This is a genomic window from Algibacter sp., from assembly GCF_049667265.1.
Taxonomy (GTDB): domain Bacteria; phylum Bacteroidota; class Bacteroidia; order Flavobacteriales; family Flavobacteriaceae; genus Algibacter_B.
Window position 1 is genome coordinate 1 of record NZ_JBATHX010000232.1, and the last position, 25,474, is coordinate 25,474.

The window sequence follows — 25,474 nt, forward strand, 5'->3', positions numbered from 1 at the left end:
ATAACTCACGTTTAGAACGTCCGCCGTACCAATAGGTCACCTTTCTTCCAGTTTTTAAAGTTCTGAATAAGTGATATAAGTGAGAACGCATTGGCGCCATACCAGCACCTCCACCAACGTAAAGCATCTCAGATTCAGACTCGTTAATGAAGAACTCTCCATATGGTCCTGAAATAGTTACTTTATCACCTGGTTTTTGATTAAATATATATGATGAAGCAATACCTGGATTAACATCCATCCATCCGTTTTTAGCTCTATCCCAAGGCGGACATGCTACACGAACATTTAACATAATCTCTCTTCCTTCTGCCGGATAAGAGGCCATAGAATAGGCCCTTTCAATGGTTTCAGTATTTTTCATTACTAAAGGCCATAATCCAAATTTATCCCATTCTGTTTGAAATTTATCTGGAGTTTCATGTTCCTCAGGGTGCGCAGTAATATCCATATCTGAATATTTAACTTCACATGGCGGGATTTCAATTTGAATATATCCACCGGCTTTGTATCCCATATCTTCTGGGATTTCAACAACAAACTCCTTAATAAACGATGCGACGTTATAGTTTCGCACAACGGTTGCTTCCCATTTTTTAATTCCAAATACTTCTTCTGGAATGGTAATATTCATGTCCTGCTTCACTTTTACTTGACAAGATAAACGAGCTCCATGAGCTAATTCCTTTCTTGAAAAGTGAGGTGTTTCAGTTGGTAAAGCTTCACCTCCACCAGATAATACATGACACTCACATTGAATACATGTTCCACCACCACCACAAGCAGATGGTAAGAAAATTTTATTTGCCCCTAAAGTAGATAACAAGCTACCACCTGATGCTACTTCTATTTCGCGTTCGCCATTAATAGTAATTTTTACTGGTCCTGATGGCGATAATTTTTGTTTTACAAAAAGTAACAAACTAACAAGTACTAGCGTTATTAATAAAAACGCTACAACTGTTGCTATAACTGTTCCTGTTGTTCCTGCTGCTAAAATCATATTACTCTACTATTTTAGTATTATCAGCTAATTCTTTAGCTTCTTTAGTTTGTAATTTCTCAACTTCAATGGCTGTTTCTGTAGCTGGTTGTGCTTCGTCATCACCACCAGTTAGCATACCTCCAAAACTTAAGAAACCAATTCCCATAAGTCCTGTAATGATAAAAGTAATTCCAAGACCTCTTAAAGGTGCTGGCACATTACTATATCTAATTTTCTCACGAATAGCGGCAATAGCTAAAATGGCTAAAAACCAACCTATCCCAGAAGAAACACCATAATTAAATGCTAAACCTAAAGTTTCAATTTCACGAGATTGCATAAATAAAGATCCACCTAAAATGGCACAGTTTACAGCAATAAGTGGTAAAAAGATACCTAAAGAGTTATATAATGAAGGAGAGAACTTCTCTACTACAATTTCTACTAATTGTACCATAGTTGCTATGGTAGCAATAAACATGATGAATGAAAGAAAACTTAAATCGTAATCTACATACTCCTCACCTAACCATTTTAACGCTCCTGGTTGTAATAAATATTGATCTAACAACCAGTTTAATGGTACCGTTATAGCTAATACAAATATTACAGCTGCTCCTAATCCAACAGCAGTTGCAACTTTTTTAGATACTGCTAAGTATGAGCACATTCCAAGGAATACTGCAAATACCATGTTATCTATAAAAATCGATTTAAAAAATAATTCTATGTGTTCCATATTATTTATTTTGATGAGATTCTGAATAAAATTCAGAATAACAATTCAATTTTAGTCTTCTATTAATGCTTTATTTCTACTACGTTGTACCCAGATAATTAAACCAACTACTATTAAAGCCATGGGAGGCATTAACATGAATCCGTTATTCTCATATCCTATTGAATACACACCTGTTTGCTCGATTGGATCTCCAAGTACAGGAATACCAAATAAAGTACCTGATCCTAATAATTCTCTAAAGAATCCAACAATTACTAATATTAAAGCGTATCCTAAAGCATTTCCAATACCATCTAAAAATGATTTCCAAGGGCCGTTTGCTAAAGCAAAAGCTTCAAAACGTCCCATAATGATACAGTTTGTAATAATTAATCCAACGAATACAGATAGTGTTTTACTTAACTCGTAAGCAAAAGCTTTTAAAACCTGATCTACAATAATTACTAAAGCAGCAACTACAATAAGTTGAACGATAATTCTAATTTTTGATGGAATGATATTTCTCATTAAAGAAATAACAACGTTACCGATACCTAAAACGAAAAGTACGGCAATCCCCATAACCAGAGAAGCTTTTAACTCTGCAGTAATTGCTAAAGCAGAACAAATACCTAATACTTGAATAGTAATTGGGTTGTTATCAGCTAAAGGGTCTGTGATTAACTTCGCATCTTTTTTTGAAAGTAGTCCCATATTATTTTAACGTTTTAAAGTAAGGTAAATATAATTTTAAATCTTTCTTAATCATGGCAGAAACACCATCACCAGTAATAGTTGCACCAGCTAAGGCATCAACTTCGAAATCATCCTTTATTTCATTTTTAGGATCGTTATTACCTTTTGCAACAGCAATACCTTTAAATACTCCTGAATCGGTTAATAAACGTTCACCATTAAAATCGTCCATAAAATAACGTTGCTTAATGTTTGCTCCTAAACCAGGTGTTTCACCAGCATGATCGAAAAAAGCACCTAGAACAACCATGTCTTTATCTAAAGCAACATAACCCCAAATTGCATCCCAAAGCCCTTTACCTCTTATTGGTGTAATGTAAAATGTTTTACCATCTTTTTCACCAACAAATAAAGGCAAACGTCTTGTTCCTCCATTTTTTGCTTTTGCTTGTTCTTTTTTAATATCAATTAGATAAGCTTTATCATCTTCTTTAGCAACACCGTTTTCAATAACTAACTGTTGCGTAATATATTTTGAAAATTCACCTGCAACTTTATCCGTTCCAACGAAAGTGATATCTCCAGTTCCTTCATTTCCATTTACACCCATAGCATACAGAATATTCTGTTGCTTTTCCATACGTTTATTCTCGTCAATATTAGGTCTTAACGACGATGCCGTAAACGCTAATAACGAACCTACAACTAATACCATTGCAACTGCAAAGATTATAGTATATGAGTTTTTATCTGTATTAACTGCCATAATTATGCTGTTTTAACTTTTAAACGTTTCATTCTTTTCTTCACGTTACCTTGAACCACATAATGGTCAATTGTTGGTGCAAACACATTCATTAATAGGATGGCTAACATAACACCTTCTGGATATGCCGGGTTGAATACACGAATCATAATAGAAATAAATCCTACAAGAAAACCATATATCCACTTTCCTTTATTTGTTTGAGACGCTGTTACAGGGTCGGTAGCCATAAAGACTGTACCAAAAGCAAAACCACCAATAATTAAATGCTCCCAGAATGGCGCACTCATTAGTCCGTAGAAATTACTACTATTTGAAATCCAACCTGAATCTACAACTTGATTAAAAATTAAGCCCATTACAATTGCACCTATAACAGATGATAACATAATTCTCCAGCTTCCTATTTTAGAAAAGATTAAAAACAAACCTCCAAGTAAAATCAATAATGTTGAAGTCTCACCAACAGAACCTGGAATAAATCCAAAGAACATATCCATAAGACTTACCTCAGAGCCGCCAAGCATAAATTCATTGCCTTGCGCTAAGCTTCCTAATATAGTTTCACCAGAAATTGCATCTGGTTGAGCACCAGCAGCTAAATCCTGAACCCTAGGATCTGCACCATGAACCCATACTTTATCACCACTCATCCAAGTTGGATAAGCGAAGAATAAAAAGGCTCTAATCGTTAATGCAGGGTTTAGAATATTCATTCCTGTACCTCCAAAAACTTCTTTACCAATCACCACTCCAAAAATTACTGCAACTGCAAGCATCCATAATGGAATATCTATTGGTACAATAAGCGGCACTAACATTCCTGTTACTAAATAGCCTTCTTCTACTTCGTGCTTTTTAATAATAGCAAATATAAATTCTATCCCTAAACCAACTCCATATGAAACAATTACTAACGGAATGATTTTCCAGAAACCAATTGAAAAGTTAGCAAGTGTCCAAAACTCTGAACTAAAAAAACCTGAGGTTACCGCTTGTATATCACCAATAGCTAAATTGTGTTGATAACCAGCATTAAACATACCAAACAATAAACATGGCACCATAGCCATAATTACGGTGTTCATGGTACGCTTTAAATCGTCGGCTGCCTTAATATGAGTTCCATTATGCGTGGTCTCGTCTGGCAAGTATAAAAACGTATGAAGCGCATTAAAAACTGGCGCCATTTTTTTATTTCTATACTTTCTTTTTAAAACGTGTAATTTATTTTTTAAACTCATTACCCTATCTCTTTTAACATTAAGTCTAAACCTTGTCTTATTATTTTTTGATGTGGTTGTTTAGATACGCAAACAAATTCTGTTAATGCGAAATCTTCAGGAGCCACCTCGTACATTCCTAAAGCTTCCATTTCATCTAAATCTTGATACATACAAGCCTTTAAGATTTGCATTGGAAAAATGTCCAATGGAAAAACCTCTTCATAAGTTCCGGTAGTTACAAAAGCACGATGCTCGCCGTTTGTATTGGTATTTAAATCGTACTTTTTCTTTGGAGCTAACCAAGAAAAAGTTAAAGCTCTTGATGTAGAAACCTTATTAAACACCGGCATAGTCCATCCAAAAAACTCATAATCATCACCTTCAGGAATTACAGAAACAACATTGCTATAGAAATCTAAACTTCCATTAGGTTGAATTTCTTTTCCTGATAAAACATTACCTGAAATAATACGATAATCTCTACTTCTAGCATCTTTTGCAACCCCTTTATCAAAAATTAAAGTCGCTATTTCACTCCCGGCAAGTGTTTTAAAGTATCTAGGTTTTTCAATTGAAGACCCAACTAAAGCTACAATACGCTCCACATTAAATTTTCCTGTTAAAAGTAACTCACCTATAATCACTAAGTCTTGTGGACTAACGGTCCAAACAACTTCACCTTTATTTACAGGATCAATTTTATTAATTTGAGTCCCAACATTTCCTGATGGATGCGGTCCAGAAACTTTATGCAAAGTAATGCCAGACAAACCAGCAAGTGGCGAATTTGAACTTTTACCTACAGAAACATGGACTTTACCTTCAGTCAATTTTCCTAAAGCGGAAACAGCAGCCTGCAATTCGGCTTCTTTTCCATTTAAGGTAAAATCTAAATCGGCTGCCAATGGTGCGCTAGCATATCCAGAAACGAATATCGCTTTTGGCGATTTTTCCGGATTAGCAATAACATCATAAGGACGTTGTTTTATAAATGGCCAACATCCAGAAGCTAGTAAATGTGCTTTAACAGCATCTGGTTTTGCAGAATCAATATCAAACTTTCCAAAATCTTCAAAAGTTTGTGATTTATCAGCTTCTATTCTAATGGCATCAATGCGTCTTTTTGGTCCTCTAACCACCTCAACTATTTTTCCAGAAACTGGTGATAAAAACTTCACCGATTCTTGAGCTTTATTGTGAAACAAAATACTACCGGCTTTAACTGTAGTCCCTTCTTTCGCAACAAGTTTTGGTATTACGCCGTGAAAATCTTCTGGCCTTATGGTGCAGAAGTTACTGATAATCCCATTTTCAACGGTTTTTTCAGCTTCACCTATAAGTTTAATGTCCAGACCTTTTTTAATACGAATGTCGTTTGACATATTTATTTTATTGAAATTAGTTGTCTAAAAATCGGGTCAAAAATACGAATAAATAGCTAATATGATACTCAAATTTAGCAGCGATTATTATTTATATTTATTCTAAATAAAAGACTAAGCTTAGGCACAGATTTTGCTTATATTTACAAAAAAAGCGTCAAATGTCTTTCAAGTTTTTTCTTAATTATTTTTGTTTATTATTAACCTTATTCTCTTTCGGACAAGTAGCAGAAGTTAATCCGCCAGACTATATAAAGTCAGTAACTTTTAAAAGTAACAGTAGCGATTTAGGTGAATTACCCATAATTCAATTAGGCGAAACCTTCTACTTAGAGTTTGATGCACTAGTTTCAGACGAACCTGATTTCTATTACAAAATTGAACATTTCGATTACAACTGGGAACCTTCTGTTCTTGTAAAACCAGAATTTATGCTTGGCGTAGATAATTTCAGAATTCAAGATTACACAAACTCGTTCAATACTTTTCAAATGTACTCGCATTATAGTTTGGCAATCCCGAATCAGCAAACAAAACGCTTAAAAGTATCTGGTAATTACATCATTTCAATATTCGATTCTTACGGCGACTTAATATTCTCAAGAAAATTTATGGTTTATGAAAACATTGTAACTCCGGGTATTGCTATTAAAAGATCGAGAGATATCAGCACTATAGAAACCACACAAACAGTTGATATAGAGATTGATACTGGCGGACAAATTAATAATCCACAACAAACGGTAAAAACTTTAATTATTCAAAATAGCAATTTAAACACAGCTATTTCAAACATAAAACCACAATATACCATTGGCAACACGCTTATTTATAGATATACAAAAGAAACCGCTTTTCCAGCAGGGAACGAGTTTCTATTTTTTGAAACAAAAGATGTTCGAGCAGCAACCTCTCGTGTTCAATCCATAGCGCTTGAAGATATTTATCAGTCCTTTTTATTCACCGATATTTCAAGAGAAAATTTGCCTTACACCTACAATCCAGATGTAAATGGGCAATTTAAAATTGTAGCACTTGATAGAGATGATGTTACCATTGAAGCCGATTATGTACAAGTACATTTTTCAATTCAATATCCTGAGTTAACCAAAGGAGCACATATTTATGTTTACGGCAACTTTAATAATTATGAGCTTAGCGAGTTTAATAAAATGTGGTACAACCCTCAGCGAGGCATCTACGAAACAAGCATAAAACTAAAACAAGGGTTTTATAATTACAAATACGTGGTAGTTAATAAAGACGGAAGTTTAAACGAAAACGCCATTAGCGGCAACTTTTGGCAAACCGAAAACAACTATAAAATTTTAGTGTATTACAGAGATTTAGGTGCACGGTACGACCGTATTATAGGTTTTAATCAAGTCTCATCTACCAATATCACTAATTAAAAGGTCATAAAAAAATCAAAAAGTAACTGTTTATAACTAGTTATTTATCAGCTTAATGGTAGCAAAAAATGTATTTCATCTAATATTTATATCAAACACGTAAAAATTTACGTTAACCACTTAATATTTATTATTTTAGCATTCGTTAATATTTTGCACAACAATGGTTCAACAAGTTACAAAAGGCATAAAAATTTCGGTGGTAACCAACTTCGAAGGCTCGTTTTATAAAAACTATAAAATACAGTTCGCCTTTGGATATACCATAACTATCGAAAACCAAAGCAAAGACTCCGTGCAACTTAACGTACGCCATTGGGAAATTCTGGATGCATTAAATAATGTGGAAACCGTTTCTGGCGAAGGCGTAATTGGAAAAAAACCCGTACTTAAACCTGGTGAATCTCACACCTACACATCGGGTTGTTTACTAACCTCGCCGTTTGGCGCTATGCAAGGGCATTACGGTATGGTAAACCTTAATACAACACAAAAATTTCAAGTTACCATCCCAACGTTTAAGTTGAGCGCTCCTTTTGCTATTAATTAGATTTTGACCGTACAAAATTAAATTTCAGGTTCGGTGAGCGTCATATAAAACATAATGCTTACCTCAATTGTATACGATATCTTTAATGCTAATACACTAGGATTAATTTACAAAAAAGCATCATTAAGACATGTTTTGATTGGAATTAAAAATATTTCAAAAAAAACCCCCATTCAATTGATTGAATGGGGGTTGTAAAAATTGATACTAGAAAGTTAGCGTTTTATAACTTTTTTAACCTGTATGCTTTTGCCTTGAATAATTTTCACAAAATACACACCGGATTCTAATTTAGATCCAAATTTATAATTTTCGTTATAATTAATGTAGGCATTATGTACCATTTTACCAGTCATATCTATGACTTGAACATCAACCCCATTTAAATTATCGGCTGTTGATATTTTAATATTAAAACTATCACCTGAAGGATTTGGCCATACTCTTGTGGTAAAGCCTAATACTGCTTCATCTATATTACTAGTTTTACCTTTTGTAGATTTTGTGTATAAATCACCTTCATAAGGATCACCATCACACGAACCTAAAGTGTCTCCATGCGCTAAATGCGCATCGAGAGCATTTTCCTGAACACATTTATTTTTACCATTATGGCAAATTAAAATTTTGGTTTTTTCCTCATTGCAATATTTTATAGCATCTATAGGATTATTATCATCTAAAGTGGATGGGTCACAGTCATTATCAATGGTATCAAAAGGAATCTCATCTGCATCTGGATTCACAGCCGCATCAGTATCATCACAGTCCGTATTATCACTCACATAACCAGAAGGAACACCGTCACAAGTGCTTGTGGAATTCGAAGGATCGCCAAATCCATCGCCATCTGTATCCGCAAAGAAGGTTGTAAATATCAGATTCTCGTCTACTTGACCATTACAGTCATTATCAAGACCATCACAAAGCTCAGGAGCACCTGGATAAACCGTGTTGTCACTATCGTTACAATCCGTATCAGAGTTCACACCATCATTATCGGCATCTTCTGTATCTAATGTTAACGGATCACAGTCATTATCAATACCATCATATAATACTTCTGGGTTTCCAGGGAATGCTAAAGGCTCGTTATCATCACAATCTAAACTTGCAGTAAACCCATCTCCGTCATTATCAGGGTCATTCCCACAGTTTGTTAATCCTTCATCAATTTGACCATCACAGTTATTATCAATTCCATCACAAAGCTCAGGAGCACCTGGATAAATTAATGGGTCATTATCATTACAATCAAAAAAGACATTAGAGCCATCATTATCAGAATCTAGATTACCGGTGCATTGTACTACCGGAGTACAACCAGAAAAATCATCAATCCAATTTGAATCACAGGGTGTTAATTCTGGATCTAATACCGAATAGAAAAATCTTTGATAAGTGTTACCAGGATCATTTAGAGGTGGATAGACTGACCACTCTAGGCCTGCGCTTGAATTTTCAACTTCAAGAGTCCAACCAGAACTACCACCTATAAGCTCACCATTTGACCATGAAGGGTATCCTTCTGCCGTTCCATTAGGAGGACCACTAAAAGAAATAATATTACCAAAACAATCAAAACTAATTTGCGGTGGGCCAGTCTGCCCAAAAGTAGACATGGAAAAAAATATAACAAACAGGAAAATAAAGCTGTTTTTAAAATTTAAAAAATGGCCTAAAAAGGCTGAGCATGCGTGTAATTTTGTTTTCATCTTAGGGAGGAATTAATTAATAATGCGTTAAATTAATTAACAATTCCCTTAAGAAACACTTCAAATGTTAATATTATGTTAAAATGTAGTATTAATCGCGTTAGCGCCTGAGGTTTTTCCGTAAAATGATGTTTCATTATATCAAAATGACTTAATAAAGGTATGTTGAATTCCATAAATAGCAGCGAGAGCAACCTACAAATCTTCTTAATAAAAATTCAACCAGATAAAAAAAATTAAGTCTTTTTATAAAACTTAAAAATTTTCCCGCTCTGCTTCACATGAAAGAATTTACAATTTGAATAATGTATAAATTCAAATTCTAAATCGTAATCAAACGAATCGTCTTCAACAACATATTTTTCGTGCACATCTATATTTCCATATGGTGAAATACGCTTAAAATGATATTCCACATCATGCCCTATTTTATGCAACTCAAACCATGCTCCAGCAGCAATACCAGAAAGCCATTGTGCATTTTTATGCAAACCATCAACCGGTTTTGGCGTTTGCGTTCCTATTAAATTAACCTCATGATCAATCAACCTATCTAAAAAACAACGTATGTTTTCACTTCTTTGAGAACCTTTAAATTTTGAAATTACACCAGTTTCAGAAATGGCATAAGGATGATTTTCAGTATCAGCTAGTAAAACGTTTCCAACCGTACTTGGTGTAAACCATTTAGACTTTTCAAGTGCCTTTTTTATTTTAGAATCTGTGACTGAAGCAATTAACGTATCCGTAACAAAACGCGCACAATTACAAGCATCTTTTATAAACGCTGCATACCTTATAAAATGTTTGTTTTGCATTTTGGTAATATGCGTTCGAGCTTTATGATAATTAATCGTTTTGCAAACCGAAGCCACTAATTTACCATCACCATGCGTAAGCTTAGGATGTGTGCCTAAAAATTCTAAAATTTCATTTAGATTTTTAATAGTATCGTTTACAATTTCAGCTTTTAACGGAAAGTGAAGTTCGTTATCGGTATCACTACCTCTAACACGCCCATTAGGTTCTGGGGTAATATAGCGGCCAAAATCATGATATTCTAAAACACCTGTTTTTTTATCAATTAATACTAAGGCAGCATGACCAGCACGCAAATAATTCTTTTTACCAACACCAACAAATCTTAAATAAGGTGAAAACCATTCTTCAGAAACCATAACAATAGTATCTGGATACGCCAATGTTAAAATAATTCCCGTATTATCCATTGACTACTTCTGGAAAATTAAATGTTTTAACTGTAACGGTTTTGCTATCAAGATTTTCATAACGCATATCAACTTCATTTCCACGTTTTTCAACTTGTGTAATACTATTTGTTTTCACAAAACCTCTATCCATAATTACACCGTAGTCCATATTATTAGCATCTTCAGTTTTATGAAATCCTAATACAGAATCAGCGTTAGGCTTATTTAAAGCTTCAAAGTTTTCAAACCATTGCTGACGCTCTCTTTGCATCCCTTCAGTATACAAGGTTGAAGACGACCAAATTCTTGACTCTAATGGCAATTCTACAAAATGTTTACGCATACCATCCCAAACCAATTCATAAATTTTAAGTGTGGAATTCCAATCTGCAATGACTACTGTAAATGGCTCTATATCGTCAAGGATATAAGATTCTATGGTTGTAACGATATCGTCAGCAATCATAAAATCATTGGCCACAACACCTCTACTTTTTCTGTAGTTAGCCTGTCGCTCATGCTTAACAAAACCACCATTAAGCACACAAACCACACGGTTTTTTGCGCTAACACCAATCCAAGTTCCACCCATTTTATCTTTTGGAAACAATAGTTTTGCACCCTCAATACTATAAAAATCTGGTGCCAAAGACACTCTATCTGGAGCCTCATCTCGATTAGTGGTTAACACAAAATTGTTATTTTTTTTTGGAATAATTGTAACTGTACACATAAAACCTGTAGTCTAAAAACAGGTTAGCAACTTACAAAAAATAAATAAAAATTAACTTTGTTTTAGGAACTCTTCAGGCTAAAATATTATTTAATTATTCGTAAATTTGCAGCACATTTACTGAAAATTCAATAACAAAAAATAAAATATCATGGGAAAAGGCTTTTTTAGTGTACCAATTGCTGTTAACGAACCTGTAAAATCTTATGCTCCGGGATCACCAGAACGCGATGCTGTTGCTAAGACATATAAAGCAATGTTTAATAGTAAAATTGATGTGCCTTTATATATTAATGGTAAAGACGTAAAAACTGGAAATACCAGAACCATGTCGCCACCACACGATCATAAGCATGTTGTAGGAACCTACCATATAGCTGAACAAAAACACATTGATGAGGCTATTTCTACAGCGTTGGAAGCAAGAAAAATGTGGTCTCAAATGCCTTGGGAACAACGCGCAGGTATTTTCCTGAAAGCTGCTGAGTTAATTGCTGGTCCTTACCGTGCTAAAATAAATGCAGCCACTATGATTGCACAATCTAAAACCATTCATCAAGCTGAGATTGATGCGGCTTGTGAGTTTATAGATTTCTTGCGTTTTAATGTTCAGTTTATGACGGACATTTACATGGAACAACCAGAAAGCACAAGTGATGCTTGGAACCGCATTGAATATCGTCCATTAGAAGGGTTTACTTACGCTGTTACACCATTTAACTTTACTGCAATTGCTGGAAATTTACCGGCTTGCATGGCTTTAATGGGTAATGTTGTGGTTTGGAAACCTAGTGATAGCCAAGTGTATTCTGCTAAAGTGATTATGGATGTATTTGAAGAGGCAGGTGTGCCTCCGGGTGTAATTAATGTTGTTTTTGGAGACCCTGTGATGATTACCAATACGGTTATGGCAAGTCCAGATTTTTCGGGATTACACTTTACGGGTTCAACATTCATCTTTAAAGAACTCTGGAAACAAATAGGAAACAACATTCACAATTATAAAACCTACCCAAGAATTGTTGGAGAAACAGGAGGAAAAGATTTTATTGTTGCCCACAAATCGGCTGATGCTAAGCAAGTAGCTACGGCTATTGTGCGTGGTGCTTTTGAGTTTCAAGGTCAAAAATGTAGCGCAGCTTCAAGAGCTTATGTTCCAAAAAGTTTATGGAATGATGTGAAAAAATATGTTATTGAAGATGTTAAATCTTTTAAAATGGGTTCTCCTGAAGATATGAGTAACTTTATAACTGCAGTAATTCATGAAGGATCTTTTGATAAACTGGCAAAATACATTGATGGCGCTAAATCGGATAAAGATGCTGAAATTATTGTTGGTGGAAATTATAATAAAACCAAAGGCTATTTTATTGAACCAACTGTTATTGTTGCCAAAGACCCAAAATACACTACTATGTGTACGGAACTTTTTGGTCCTGTGATAACTATTTATGTTTATGACGATAACGCTTACGCGGAAACTTTAAAACTAGTTGACGAAACTAGTGAATATGCATTAACAGGTGCGATAATATCGAAAGACAGATACGCTGTTACTCAGGCTACTGAAGCATTACAAAATGCTGCAGGAAACTTTTATATTAATGATAAACCTACTGGAGCTGTAGTAGGACAACAACCTTTTGGAGGCGCAAGAGCATCTGGAACTAATGATAAAGCCGGAAGTGCACAAAACTTATTACGTTGGGTATCGCCTAGAATGATTAAAGAAACATTTGTGACACCTACAGATTACCGATATCCGTTTTTAGGAGAATAATTAAATCCCTTTAAAAAAGGAATCTCTTATTCGAGATACTAAATTTGTAAAAGAGACCGTCTTAATCTAGATGGTCTCTTTTTTTCTTTTTCTACAATGAAATCTATTTATTTTATGGATTATGCCAATAAACAACAAACTAATCCAAAATGATTTTCTTATTAATTATTCCTTGGTCCGTGTTAATTTGTAAAACATAAATACCTAAATTCACATGTATTGGAATCGAAATATCTCTAGTACTATTAAAATCATAAGATTTTATTTCTTTACCGAGAATATCAAATATTGCAACATCGGACAATAGAATCTCTTGTTTGTTTCTAATTTTTATTTCAGAAGATTCCGAATCGTAATAAATGATTAAGTTCTTTTCAAAAAGATCAACCTCATCTGTTGATACCACATTTGATTGAAAAACCAATTTGAATCTATCATTATAAGTTCCAGCTTCTAAATGTGTTTCAAATGAATCATTATTAATTAGAAATGTCGAATTGGTTTGCGTGTCCTTAACATATAGTTTCGTGTTAGTATCCATATTTTCAACAGCATCAACTTTAATATTTATTAAACCAGCTTTTTTTACAATTAACCCAATTGAAAATTCTTGAGAATCATCAATTATACCAACACCTTGAATTACAAATTTACCTTCATTGAGAGTCCAATACATATCCTCCTTATTAATATCTACCATAAAGGCATCATAACCTAAATCAAAATCATTAGAAGCGTTAACGTTTGCACCTAAAACTATTTGTCTATGATACCCTAATGGAGAGTCGTATGTTAAACGAATTATAGGGGTATCTTCTTTATTTTTATTACCACTCTTACTTTTCTTATTCACAGAAGACTTCATAAATAGAGACGTAGATCCGTCTTCAGAAGCAAAAACACGCTGACTATTTTTAAATACAATATCACCACCATCAACTGTTGCTATAGGCAAAGCATTATCATTATCAAAACCATCAAGTGCTGTTGACACAAAGAATCCTTGATTTACAGGAATGTATTGTCCAGGAACTTTTGTTCCAATTGCAGCACTTCCAGCGTTTGATGTATTGTTTATTCTAGAGTCGTTTGATATAGCGGCAGCCCCACCTGTTAAATTTCTAGTGGCGTACCCTCCAACATAACCGGCCAAATTATGTGTGTTTTCTTCTCCAAAATGGTCCCAAAAATACAATGCCCCGTTAATAATAGTACCTGTGGTATTGTTTCCTCCATCGGCAATACTTAAGTTGTCCAATATAAATTCTTCAGCATCAATAGCTGAAGGATAAGGATTTCCAATTAGCCTTTCAACTTCTGTAGCAGAATTATCTAATTCTAAGGTTATATCACCATTATTAGGCAACCCTTTAAATACATAATTTTGTTGGGTTGAAATTGGAATAGCTGCATCTCCACCTGTCCCTTTCATTGTAAATCCTTCTCCCGCATTCAATGATGAAGATTCTTCAATTTTACCCCAAGCATAATAATTATCGGCTGAGCCATAAAATTTATACAACCATCTTGAACTAATAGTTTTTGCAAAACCTGGAGGAGGTGGGGCACTACTTCCATTTGGCGATGCATTAAAAAGCATATCATAGTACAATCCAGATATTGTTCCGTCTTTTAATACATCGCTTATTGTATGATTAGGGTTTGTACTGGACACTCCTACACCTCGTGTAGCCACATTACCTCCTATTGGCGACACGGATGAGGACCAATAATTATAATTGAATCCGTTGGCTGTTCCTTGCTGATCGCGCTCAATATAACCTCCACTATCGGCATCTACCACGCTCCCTTCCGTTTGTACTAATTGAGATTCACCAACCAAATCAATTACACCATCTAATTCCAAATAATGTGAAATGGTTAAGCCTTGTCCAGAGTTGTTCTCATCTTGTGTTTCTCCAGGATCTGATATTGTTAGCGTACCAGTCGTACTTGTTAACCCTAATAGTGAAATATCTCTATCTCCAGAAGTAATATCATGCGAAATCTCAACAATATTCCAATCTATTAGTGTTGTTCCATCTAAACTTAATGAATTTGGGATTATTTGATCTGCACTATTGCTCCAGGTTGCCCCTGCATCCCAAACACCAGCAGAAGCTGAAACATAAGGCAAAGGTGCAGTTTGAGTATCTAAAAGACTTTTGCCTTTATTTAAATAATTCAGACGTAAAAAGAAACGTTCATCTGTTAACCCTTCAGTAGTTGACCCATAATAAGAATTAAAATTATAATATACTCTTAAATTACTCCATGGTATTACTGGCAATTCATTACTTAATGCAGCATGTGGTAATATTTTACCACTTACATAATCAGTTCCGCTAACATCAAATCGCTCTAATTCTTGATTCATTAAATAACGTACTTGGTTTTGTGAAAGCCCAATATCCCAAACGTAAACCTCATCTAGCTCTCCTAAAATTGGATTTACAATATTGTCTTTGTCAATATATAGTGCCCCTAAAGCATAATTATTTGCATTTGGTGAAGGGTGAACTACATCTTGAACAGAATGGTCTAATACCCCATCAACATACATTTTTAAGGATGCACTATCATAGATATAAGCTGTATGATGCCATTTACCATCATCAAGATCCATATTTGATGTAAATTTTGGAGTTACAGTATCATCTATATATACTTCAATATTTCCAGTAGCATTTAATCGTATTTGCAATTTTTCTCCTTTGGCCATTATAGTTCTGTCGCTTGCGTTTACAGGACATTTAATCCATGCAGAAATTGAAAAAGTATCGGTATTTAAGTTAAGGCTATATTCGCCAACCATATAATCTCCAGAAGCAAAATTTATAGCGTGATTTTCGGTTAAATTTGCTACTTTTCCGAAGGTGAAGTATTTAGTTCCATCAAAATCGTACCAAGTTTGGAGGTTAATACCACCATCTTTAGATCGTAGGGGAATAACATCAATAATATCGCTATTTGCAAAATTAGCATTATCTGAAACTATTAACGCATACTCTTCGGTTGCTAATTTTGAAAAACCACTAAAAGCGGCCGCGGGAATAGAAACATAAACAGTTTCAACATCTCCATTTACATGATTATTTGTTTCAACTATTTTCCATTTTCTTTCTATACGGGTTAAGGACGTTGTAATACCTGAAGCAATAGTAACTGTATTAGTATTTGTGCCTGAAAATGCAGCATCATTATTTCCCCAAACTAAAAAATCACCATCCTTTTCAAATTCATTAGTATTTGCGCTATTACTTGTAAAAACGCCACCCAAACCTATGGCTACTTCGTTTATTAGGTTTAATGTTTTTGATTGTTTTTGGTTTAAATCTGAAATTGAATCCCGACCTATTCCTGATACGTGATAATTATAACCTGAATTAGCTGTAATATCCCATACTGCATCATCAAATGAGTTTATATAGTTTTTCTGAGCTTCAGTTGAAGCCCCTAACGTAATACCATATTTTATACCTAAATAGGATTCTATTTTCTGTCTATCAGCATCCGTAACACGCTCAGCAAATGTGAAAATTTCCGCTACACGACCATTTAAACTTCCTTGAACATCAAAATTTCTACCAATCCAATATTCGGTACCTGTAATTGTAGGTGGTCCTGGGCTGCCTACATTCGCAAATGCGACATCATTAACTGATGACGTGGTTAACACATTGGAGTTAAATAAAATATCTTGACCTGTTGGAGTTGTAGCATCATTATTTCTAACATTTATAATACCTGCCCCGGAATATGTAGAACTTATTTCGGCTTCACCATTATAATTGCCTCCTCCTGGAATATCTTGATTGTAAGATAAGGTCTCATTTGTAAACTCTGTAGAGTAATTACCAAAACCAACCCCAGTCATATCACCAGCACTACCTGTATCAATTCCAGCAAAAATGGTACTTCTAGCGGATGCACTTGTCATGGTAGCATCAGGCACCATAACTATAAATATATCTTGACTATAAAACCCATTGTTAACGTTCTCTAAATATTGTTCTACCGTTGCCCCGTCATTTTCAAATTTTATTACTGGATTGAAATTTATATTATCTGCGGCAGTATCTAAATAAGTTGGTTGATTAGCACCTGTGGCTTGTGTAGCATCTTTTGCATTCGTACCTAAATCTTGCCATTCAGAAACCTTTGATGCAGTTTCCACAATTCCTCTGGTAGATTTTAACCAAAGCCTAAAGTCTGCTGTTATTCCACCAGGACCCGGAATGTTTTCATTAAACATTTCTGCTTCAACTGTGAATGTAAACGAAGTATTGTCGGAATTACCCACACTTATAACAGAAGACTGAGTTCCCGTACCTCCTATTGGAGCAGTAAATGTTACATCAATTACAATACCTCCTAAAGGACTTATACTCCATGGAATAGGAAAGGGCGATGATACTGCAAAATCTGAATTTGTACTCGCTAAAGAACTAATATCCAAATCGCAACTACCAATGTTCGACACTACATACCTTCTTGTTACAGTGGCACCTTCATCTACAACACCAAAATATGTACTATTATCATCAGATGTTGTTGTATCGCCATGGAAAATATCATCAGAAGGAAAACTATTGCCATAAACAAATATTTCTGGAGAAGAATTAACCTCCAAAGTAAAAGTGAAATCAGATTGATTTTTAATTTCTATAGTAACTAAAGTAGTAGCAACCGTGCATGAAGGACTCGAATTTTCAATTTCGAAATCAAGGAATTTTTTACCTCCTTTACAACTTTCTGGTTTAATATTATTAGTAGGATTATTTGGATCTATATCGAAATCTGTAGTATTCGAAATATCGATATCCTCAATTTTTAAATTAGAACAGTTACCAGTTTCGGTATTCGTTATCCTAAAATCAAGGCTATTACCAGCATTAATAGTTATTGTTGAACCCGAGGTAACAACCGCACCTCCTACAATTTCTACTTGTATAACCTGAGAGTAGCCAACAAACGCAAAAAGGAAAAACAAAAAATTAAACGTTAACAATCTATAGAGTAATCGTTTTCTCATCATAGTCAATTTAGGGCACAAATTATAAAAGTGAGGGATTACAATTCTTACAAAACAATAAGAATCATTGCACAAATATAATAAATTTTATTAAAATATCATATGAAATACATAAAACACCGATAAAAGACATAATTTGTTCTAAAATCCTTCAAAAAATACTTACTACTTCATTTGTAAATATCACCTCCTTTCGCACTTAATTAGATATTGGTTTTAGGAGAATAAATAAGTCCTTGGAAAAAAGGAATCACTTAATTGAGAAACTATAAATAAAAAAGAGATTATCTAATTTAGGATAGTCTCTTTTTTTTTGTTGAATCCAAACGCATAACACTTGACTTTACGTAAAAAATTGGCTAACTTCGTTTACCACATGATAAAAGCAAACTAAAATCATAAAAACAATTAATGGCAATTAAAAACACATTAAAGTACATTGCATTCTTTTTTTTTAGTTTTTTAATAGGTTCTGCCGTTGCTCAAACAGTTCTACCCCCTGTGATGGATTGGCATGGAAAAAGTGAATATTTAATTGCTACAGCTAATAATCCATGGTTAACACCATCCGAAAAATCCGATTTCAGGACGACTCCTAGTTATAATGAAACCGTGAACTGGTTTAAAAAACTGACGACTGCTTCCCCATTGTTATCTATGGTGAGTATCGGCAAAAGTGTAGAGGGACGGCATATTTATATGATTATTGCTTCTACAAATACGGATAAAAGTCCATTATCATTAAAAAACTCCGAAAAACCTCTGATGCTTGCTCAAGCTGGCATACATTCTGGAGAAATAGATGGAAAAGATGCTGGCATGATGCTTCTGAGAGACATAGCTTTTGGCAAAAAGAAAGAATTACTGAATACTGTTAACTTCCTTTTTATTCCCATTTTAAGTGTAGATGGGCACGAAAATTCATCACCCTTTAATAGACCGAACCAAAGAGGCCCAGAAAACATGGGCTGGAGAACTAATTCGCAAAACTTAAATTTAAATCGTGATTATGCCAAGCTTGATACTGATGAAGTAAGAGCGGTGGTAACCGTAATTAATGAATACAATCCTGTATTATATATGGATTTACACGTTACCGATGGTGCAGATTATCAATATGATATTACCTATACAGGAGCTGGAGTAGAAGGAAATTCTCCCGGCATTTCCAATTGGTTAGAAACCAAATTTAAGGTTACAGCAGATAAGGATTTAAAAGCCAATGGACATATTCCAGGCCCTTTATTGTTTGCATTGAATGATAGAGATTTTTCGAAAGGAATGATCTCGCTCGCTGGCGGTCCTAGGTTTTCAGACACCTATGGCAATCTCCGTCATTTAACCACCATTCTTGTAGAAAACCATTCATTGAAACCTTACAAACAGAGAGTTTTGGGTACTTATGTATTACTAGAAAGCACCTTGAGGTTATTAGAAAACGAAGGCCAATCACTTAAAGACATCACGGCGGCCGATAAATCTATAAGGGAAGAAAAAATTCCAACAGCTTTTAAGGTTCCTCAAATGAAAAGCAAAGTTGATTTTGAATCCTTGGCACTTTTAGAAACTTCCAATGAATTAACTCCACTTGATACATTCCTCTTGCTAGGAATAGAATCAAAAATTCATAAATCCACTATTACAAATTCAGATTATATCGAATGGTTAGGTAAACCAAAAACAATAAAAGTGGCACACTATAAAGAAAGTGACCCTATTAATTGGATCACACGTCCAAAGGGCTACTGGGTTCCGGCTTCTTGTAATGAAGTCATTGAAAGATTGAAAATACATGGAATTGAGATGGAAACACTTACTGAAGCCCGTGAGGTGGCAGTAGAAATGTATCGGATTGAAGGCGCAAAATTTGAAAATGAAAATCATCAATCACTCCCTTATGAAGGACATATGCAAGTAAGTGGAACGACAAAAACAGAATTTCGCAAAGAGACATTTTCATCTGGTTCTGTCTATATCTCTACTAATCAACCTTTGGGAGATTTGGCTATGATTTTATTGGAACCGAAATCAAAAGATTCGTTTTTCAGCTGGGGATTTTTTCTTAATATTTTCCAGAGAACCGAATACATAGAGGCTTATGTTATGGAACCTATGGCAAAAAGAATGTTGGAAGACTCACAAGAATTAAAAAAAGAATTTGAGCAAAAGAAGGAACAGGATAAAGATTTTGCAAATAATCCTGATGCTATTTTTAGGTGGTTTTACAGCAAAACAAAATATTATGACGACCGATACTTATTATATCCGGTTGCACGAGATTTGTAAGTCAATCTAGATTAAATTACAAATACCAGCTGCTAACAAAGAACTGTTTTAAAAACCACTAAAAAACAAATTATAACTTTCAATCAGTTTCTCCCTCCGCGTTAAGGATTGAGGCATTTGTTGGAGCTCCTCGAAGAGAGCGACTGCCGAAAGCCTGACCTTGGTCCTGAACAAAATTCAGGATATAGGTAACGCCCAAACAAAACACCTTTAGTGCTATTTATTTTTTAAAATTTTAATTTTTTATTAAAATTTAAATTATCTTCACTTAGATTTCTTCAAACAAATAAAACGGCATGTTTTTTGTTGAATTAATTATGCTAATGAAAAAACTTTTAATACTTATAATTGTCGCTATACCTTTGCTATCCTTTGGGCAAACAAAAAAGGTGTATAGAAAAGCTCTTAGAACTTCAGACCTGAATGAAAAGATAAAACTTCTTGATCAAGTAATTACTGAGGAACCGAAAAACTTAGACGCCTATTTTTATAGAGCTATTGCTAAAAACGATTTAGGCGATTACCGCGGTGCTATTGTAGATTACTCCAAAATTATCGTTGACGCCCCAGATGCTGACACTTATTTTAACAGAGGAAATTCAAGATATAGCATTAAGGATTTTTCTGGCGCAAAAGAAGATTATGCCAAGGCGTTTATGCTTGATAATAATTTTATTGATGCCTTATATAGTTTGGCCTGTGTGAAACTTGATTTAGGTGAAAATAAAAGTGCTATTGAAGATTTTACTTCCGTTTTAAAGGAAGTTCCAAATAATTCAAGTTCGTATACCTTAAGAGCATCTGCTTATAAAGCTTTAGAGCAATATACAAATGCTTTAAATGATTATTCCTCCGCTATTTTAGTAGAACCAACTGCAGACAGTTTTTACAATCGTGGTGTGTTTTTAATGGATATTAATTATTACAACGATGCTAATGGCGATTTAACAACCTCTTTAAACCTGAACAAAAACAATGCTTTTGCATATTTTTATAGAGGCGCTTCAAACTTATTATTGGGTCATTTTACCGATGCTATTACAGATTTTTCAGAAGCTATAAAATTTGATGCTATGGATTTTGATGCGTATTTAGGATTAGCCATGGCATATCAAAAAATTAATGATGCTTCAAACGCTAAAAAGAACTTTGACAGAGCGAATGCGATTCTAATACCGAGTGATAAAGTGAATTCCATTGAGCAATACAATAACACCTATTGGTTTCACAATCAATATTTCTATTTCAACAATATGTTAAATGAATTGGCTAAAATCGAATAGTAAACTAATCGATTAGCCTTTAAATTTCATTGGAAGATGCACCACCTTTTTGGTTTCATAAAAGTCTTCCTCAAAATAATCACTTAAATTATAAATGGTTGTTGTTCGGTAACCTTGAAGTTCTTCTGACAAATCACCACCTTTTAAATACAAAATCCCGTTTTTAATTTCATGATTTTGATTTTTAGCAATTTTACCTTTTACCCAATGCACAAAAGTTGGCATGGCTGCCACCGCTCTACTTACAATAAAATCATAAGTTCCATTAATAGCTTCAACTCTACTATGGGTAGTTTTTACGTTTGTTAAACCCAAACCTAACACCACCTCATCAACAACTTTTAACTTTTTGGCGATACTATCCACCAAATGAAATGAACATTCTGGAAACAAAATGGCCAAGGGAATTCCAGGAAACCCTCCACCTGTTCCAACATCAAGAATTTTGCTTCCATCCTTAAAGTTAATAATTTTCGCTATGCCTAATGAATGTAGCACATGACGCAAATACAGCTCATCAATATCCTTTCGAGACACCACATTAATTTTTAAATTCCAGTCTTGATATAAGGTGTCAAGTTTCTTGAATTTATCTATTTGGTCTTCAGAAAGGTTAGGAAAATACTTTAAAATGAGGTCCATAATTGTTAAATTTTCAACAAAAGTATGCTTTTTACATACATATTTTTACAAAAAAACGTTATAACTTCAATTGGTTTATACCTATCTTTGCAGCAGGTATGACAAGCAATTTTTATTATTTATCAGATTAAAATTAATACCATGACAAAACAAGCAATATCATTCTCAAGAAAAGATCCTGCAAAGTTTTTTAAGACTTTAAACAAACGAGTAAACGATTATTTCAAGGAAAACGAATTAAAACGTACTGGAAACTGGAAACTTTATGTAAAAGCAATCGTCATGTTTGCTTTACTTCTAGTTCCTGCCATTTTAATATTAACCATAGATTTACCAGGTTGGGCGCAAATACTAGGAATGGTAATTGTTGGCATTGGCATGGCTGGTGTTGGCATGAACGTTATGCACGATGCAAACCATGGCTCATTTTCAAGTAAAAAATGGGTAAACAAATTAATGGGAAGCAGCATTTATATTTTAGCAGGAAACGACTATAATTGGAAAGTACAACACAATGTTTTACACCATACATACACTAATATTCAAGGGCATGATGAAGATATTGATGCTGGTAGAATTATACGGTTTTCAAAACATTCAAAATGGTTTAGATTTCATCAATACCAAAAATATTATGCCTTCTTTTTATATGGATTATTAACGGCAAATTGGGCTGTTACTACTGATTTTGTTCAGACTTACAAATATCTTAAAAGACAATTAGCTTATGGTAAAATGCCACATCCAGCAACACAATGGACTAAACTTATAATTGGAAAAATTGTTTATTATTCATTATGGGTTGTTTTGCCAATGTTTCTAGGTTTTGCATGGTGGGAAGTGTTAATAGGTTTTATTGTTATGCATTACACAGCAGGCATCATTTTGAGTGTAATATTTCAATTAGCACATGTTATGCCAAATACCGAAATGCCAATGCCTGATAAAGAAGGTAACATGAAAAACACTTGGGCTATTCACCAGTTATTTACAACCTCTAATTTTTCACCTAAAAGCTGGTTGGTTGAGTTTTATACTGGCGGATTAAACAGACAAGTAGAACATCACTTATTTGCTCACATTAGCCATATTCACTATAGTAAATTAGCAAAAATTGTTAAGGAAACGGCACAAGAATTTAGTCTGCCTTACAATGAATACAATACATTTTTACAAGCTGTTGCGGAACACTACAATCAATTAAAACAACTAGGACAGAAACCTAGTTTAGCTTAAAATTTACACATACTATTTAACAAATAACCAAAAATGCAATTACTATCTGATAGAATTTTAAACATGGCTACGTCTGCTACTTTAGCAATGGCAGCAAAAGCAAGAGAATTAAGAGGCGAAGGAAAAGATATTATTGGCTTAAGTTTAGGGGAACCTGATTTTAACACGCCGGATTTTATTAAAGATGCCGCTATTCAAGCGATAAATGACAACTATAACTCCTATTCACCAGTTGACGGATATGTTGAGTTAAAAGAAGCTGTTATTACAAAGTTTAAAAGGGACAACAATTTAACATACACTTTACCTCAAATTGTAGTATCAACAGGAGCAAAACAATCATTGGCAAACATTGCTGGGGTAATGATAAACAAAGGCGACGAAGTTATATTACCTTGTCCGTATTGGGTAAGTTATTCAGATATTGTAAAATTAAATGATGGTGTTCCAGTAGAAGTTCAAACGACTATTGCTACCGATTTTAAAATGACACCTGCACAACTAGAAGCAGCTATCACACCAAAAACAAAAATGATGTGGTTTAGCTCGCCTTGTAACCCAAGTGGTTCAGTTTACAGCAGAGCTGAATTAAGAGCCTTGGCTGATGTTTTGGTTAAACACCCAAATATTTACGTAGTTTCAGATGAAATTTACGAGCATATTAACTACGGTGATGGTCATGCAAGTATGGCTGAATTTGATGACATGTACAACAACACCATTACAGTAAACGGCGTTTCTAAAGCCTTTGCCATGACGGGTTGGCGGGTTGGTTACATTGGTGCTCCGGAAAAAATTGCTAGAGCTTGCAACAAAATGCAAGGTCAGATTACAAGTGGTACAAACTGTATTGCACAACGTGCTGTAATTACTGCTTTAAACGAATCGCCTTCGCGTGTTCAATTCATGATTGACGAATTTAAAGTACGTCGCGATTTAATTTTAGGTTTACTAAATGACATAGATGGGTTTAAAACAAATACTCCTGACGGTGCTTTTTATGTATTCCCAAATATTTCTTATTTCTTTGGAAAAACATTACGTGGACATAAAATAAATAACGCATCTGATTTTTCAATGTATCTGTTAGAAGAGGCTTTAGTTGCTACTGTTGATGGTGGTGCTTTTGGAAATCCTGATTGTCTTCGTATATCTTATGCAGCATCGCAAGAGCAAATTATTGAAGCTATAAAACGTATTAAAACGGCTGTGAGTTAATATTGAAACTACAAAAACGCAAAAAGCCAGAAAGTTAAACTTTCTGGCTTTTTTTTATTTATCTAATGTTTAAAACTGATATCTAAGACCTAACGCAATATCAAAATCTAAATCGTTATTGTTATAACGCTCATCACCAAAAGCTAATTCTGGTCTAAAGTCTAATGAGATTAGTAAAGGGATATCAAAATTATATTCAATTCCAATATCACCTGCACCAAAAATAAAAGTGTCATTATAATCATTGCCATTATTAAAGTTATTATCGTCATTAAAACTATACGATCCTAAACCACCACCAAGTCCAGCGTACCAATTAAAGCCACCTTCAATATTCCATACCCATTGATGTAATGCTGCTATTTTAAAACCATTATAGTTTTTTCCATCTCTCCAACCTAGGTCCAATTCTAACCTATGGTCGTTACCTAAACTTGCTTGATAAGATATTTCACTTCCAAAACCATTACTATCTCCTAATCGTAATCCTAAGGCATTTTTTGATATTTCTTGTGCGTTCACTGTTATAGTCACAAAAAACAGCATTATACCTGTAAAAATTAAATGTTTCATATTTTAAATTTTAAAGTTGTTAAT

The 25,474-nt window shown here is 34.1% G+C and carries 19 protein-coding genes; 7 read left to right on the forward strand and 12 right to left on the reverse strand.

What is annotated here, in order from left to right:
* The 6 genes from nqrF to WBN21_RS08725 form a co-directional block, all read right to left on the reverse strand.
* The coding region (nqrF, locus tag WBN21_RS08700) for an NADH:ubiquinone reductase (Na(+)-transporting) subunit F (protein ID WP_424199394.1) at positions 1–1,003 on the reverse strand (1,003 nt) is incomplete at its 3' end.
* 1 nt (position 1,004) lies between these two features.
* A complete protein-coding gene (gene nqrE, locus WBN21_RS08705; RefSeq protein WP_424199396.1) occupies positions 1,005–1,724 on the reverse strand; it encodes an NADH:ubiquinone reductase (Na(+)-transporting) subunit E in 720 nt (239 codons plus the stop codon).
* A 51-nt stretch (positions 1,725–1,775) separates the two neighbouring features.
* Complete coding sequence (locus WBN21_RS08710) at positions 1,776–2,420, reverse strand: NADH:ubiquinone reductase (Na(+)-transporting) subunit D (protein ID WP_298498715.1); 645 nt, start codon at positions 2,418–2,420, stop codon at positions 1,776–1,778.
* 1 nt (position 2,421) lies between these two features.
* Positions 2,422–3,168, reverse strand: a complete 747-nt coding sequence (locus tag WBN21_RS08715; RefSeq protein WP_424199398.1) for a Na(+)-translocating NADH-quinone reductase subunit C — start codon at positions 3,166–3,168, stop codon at positions 2,422–2,424.
* Between the two features lie 2 nt (positions 3,169–3,170).
* Positions 3,171–4,412, reverse strand: a complete 1,242-nt coding sequence (locus WBN21_RS08720) for an NADH:ubiquinone reductase (Na(+)-transporting) subunit B (RefSeq protein WP_424199400.1) — start codon at positions 4,410–4,412, stop codon at positions 3,171–3,173.
* Positions 4,412–5,776: a Na(+)-translocating NADH-quinone reductase subunit A gene (locus WBN21_RS08725; RefSeq protein ID WP_424199402.1), complete on the reverse strand. Its 1,365-nt coding sequence runs from the start codon at positions 5,774–5,776 to the stop codon at positions 4,412–4,414. Before WBN21_RS08725 ends, WBN21_RS08720 begins: the two co-directional genes overlap by 1 nt.
* A gap of 161 nt (positions 5,777–5,937) precedes the next feature.
* On the opposite strand from WBN21_RS08725, the gene WBN21_RS08730 reads away from it, so the two are divergent.
* Together WBN21_RS08730 and apaG are read left to right on the forward strand one after the other, a co-directional pair.
* A complete protein-coding gene (locus tag WBN21_RS08730) occupies positions 5,938–7,188 on the forward strand; it encodes a type IX secretion system plug protein domain-containing protein (protein ID WP_424199404.1) in 1,251 nt (416 codons plus the stop codon).
* 163 nt (positions 7,189–7,351) lie between these two features.
* Positions 7,352–7,738 carry a Co2+/Mg2+ efflux protein ApaG gene (gene apaG / locus WBN21_RS08735; RefSeq protein ID WP_424199406.1) on the forward strand — a complete coding sequence of 129 codons (387 nt, stop codon included), beginning with the start codon at positions 7,352–7,354 and terminating at the stop codon, positions 7,736–7,738.
* A gap of 215 nt (positions 7,739–7,953) precedes the next feature.
* Here apaG and WBN21_RS08740 read toward each other — a convergent pair whose 3' ends face one another.
* The 3 genes from WBN21_RS08740 to WBN21_RS08750 all read right to left on the reverse strand — a co-directional run bounded on the left by WBN21_RS08740 (position 7,954) and on the right by WBN21_RS08750 (position 11,397).
* Positions 7,954–9,360, reverse strand: a complete 1,407-nt coding sequence (locus tag WBN21_RS08740; protein WP_424199408.1) for a MopE-related protein — start codon at positions 9,358–9,360, stop codon at positions 7,954–7,956.
* 329 nt (positions 9,361–9,689) lie between these two features.
* Positions 9,690–10,682, reverse strand: coding sequence for a DUF6695 family protein (locus WBN21_RS08745; RefSeq protein WP_424199410.1), 993 nt, complete (start codon positions 10,680–10,682; stop codon positions 9,690–9,692).
* Positions 10,675–11,397 (reverse strand): NRDE family protein, encoded by a 723-nt coding sequence (locus WBN21_RS08750; protein WP_424199412.1) that lies wholly within the window; start codon positions 11,395–11,397, stop codon positions 10,675–10,677. The genes WBN21_RS08745 and WBN21_RS08750 overlap by 8 nt, the downstream gene beginning before the upstream one ends.
* Before the next feature lie 151 nt (positions 11,398–11,548).
* On the opposite strand from WBN21_RS08750, the gene pruA reads away from it, so the two are divergent.
* A complete protein-coding gene (gene pruA / locus WBN21_RS08755) occupies positions 11,549–13,177 on the forward strand; it encodes an L-glutamate gamma-semialdehyde dehydrogenase (RefSeq protein ID WP_424199414.1) in 1,629 nt (542 codons plus the stop codon).
* Positions 13,178–13,316: 139 nt separating this feature from the next.
* On the opposite strand, the gene WBN21_RS08760 is transcribed toward pruA, so the two are convergent.
* Entirely contained in the window at positions 13,317–18,212 is a 4,896-nt protein-coding gene (locus WBN21_RS08760; RefSeq protein ID WP_424199416.1) for a LamG-like jellyroll fold domain-containing protein, read from the reverse strand.
* Between the two features lie 411 nt (positions 18,213–18,623).
* On the opposite strand from WBN21_RS08760, the gene WBN21_RS08765 reads away from it, so the two are divergent.
* Together WBN21_RS08765 and WBN21_RS08770 are read left to right on the forward strand one after the other, a co-directional pair.
* Entirely contained in the window at positions 18,624–20,498 is a 1,875-nt protein-coding gene (locus WBN21_RS08765) for a M14 family metallopeptidase (RefSeq protein ID WP_424199418.1), read from the forward strand.
* 323 nt (positions 20,499–20,821) lie between these two features.
* Entirely contained in the window at positions 20,822–21,781 is a 960-nt protein-coding gene (locus tag WBN21_RS08770; RefSeq protein ID WP_424199420.1) for a tetratricopeptide repeat protein, read from the forward strand.
* A gap of 12 nt (positions 21,782–21,793) precedes the next feature.
* Here WBN21_RS08770 and rsmG read toward each other — a convergent pair whose 3' ends face one another.
* Positions 21,794–22,423 carry a 16S rRNA (guanine(527)-N(7))-methyltransferase RsmG gene (rsmG, locus tag WBN21_RS08775; protein WP_424199422.1) on the reverse strand — a complete coding sequence of 210 codons (630 nt, stop codon included), beginning with the start codon at positions 22,421–22,423 and terminating at the stop codon, positions 21,794–21,796.
* A 141-nt stretch (positions 22,424–22,564) separates the two neighbouring features.
* On the opposite strand from rsmG, the gene WBN21_RS08780 reads away from it, so the two are divergent.
* Together WBN21_RS08780 and WBN21_RS08785 are read left to right on the forward strand one after the other, a co-directional pair.
* Entirely contained in the window at positions 22,565–23,659 is a 1,095-nt protein-coding gene (locus tag WBN21_RS08780; RefSeq protein ID WP_424199424.1) for a fatty acid desaturase family protein, read from the forward strand.
* A 33-nt stretch (positions 23,660–23,692) separates the two neighbouring features.
* A complete protein-coding gene (locus tag WBN21_RS08785; protein ID WP_424199426.1) occupies positions 23,693–24,877 on the forward strand; it encodes a pyridoxal phosphate-dependent aminotransferase in 1,185 nt (394 codons plus the stop codon).
* 69 nt (positions 24,878–24,946) lie between these two features.
* On the opposite strand, the gene WBN21_RS08790 is transcribed toward WBN21_RS08785, so the two are convergent.
* Complete coding sequence (locus tag WBN21_RS08790; RefSeq protein WP_424199428.1) at positions 24,947–25,450, reverse strand: hypothetical protein; 504 nt, start codon at positions 25,448–25,450, stop codon at positions 24,947–24,949.
* Positions 25,451–25,474: the final 24 nt, after the last annotated feature.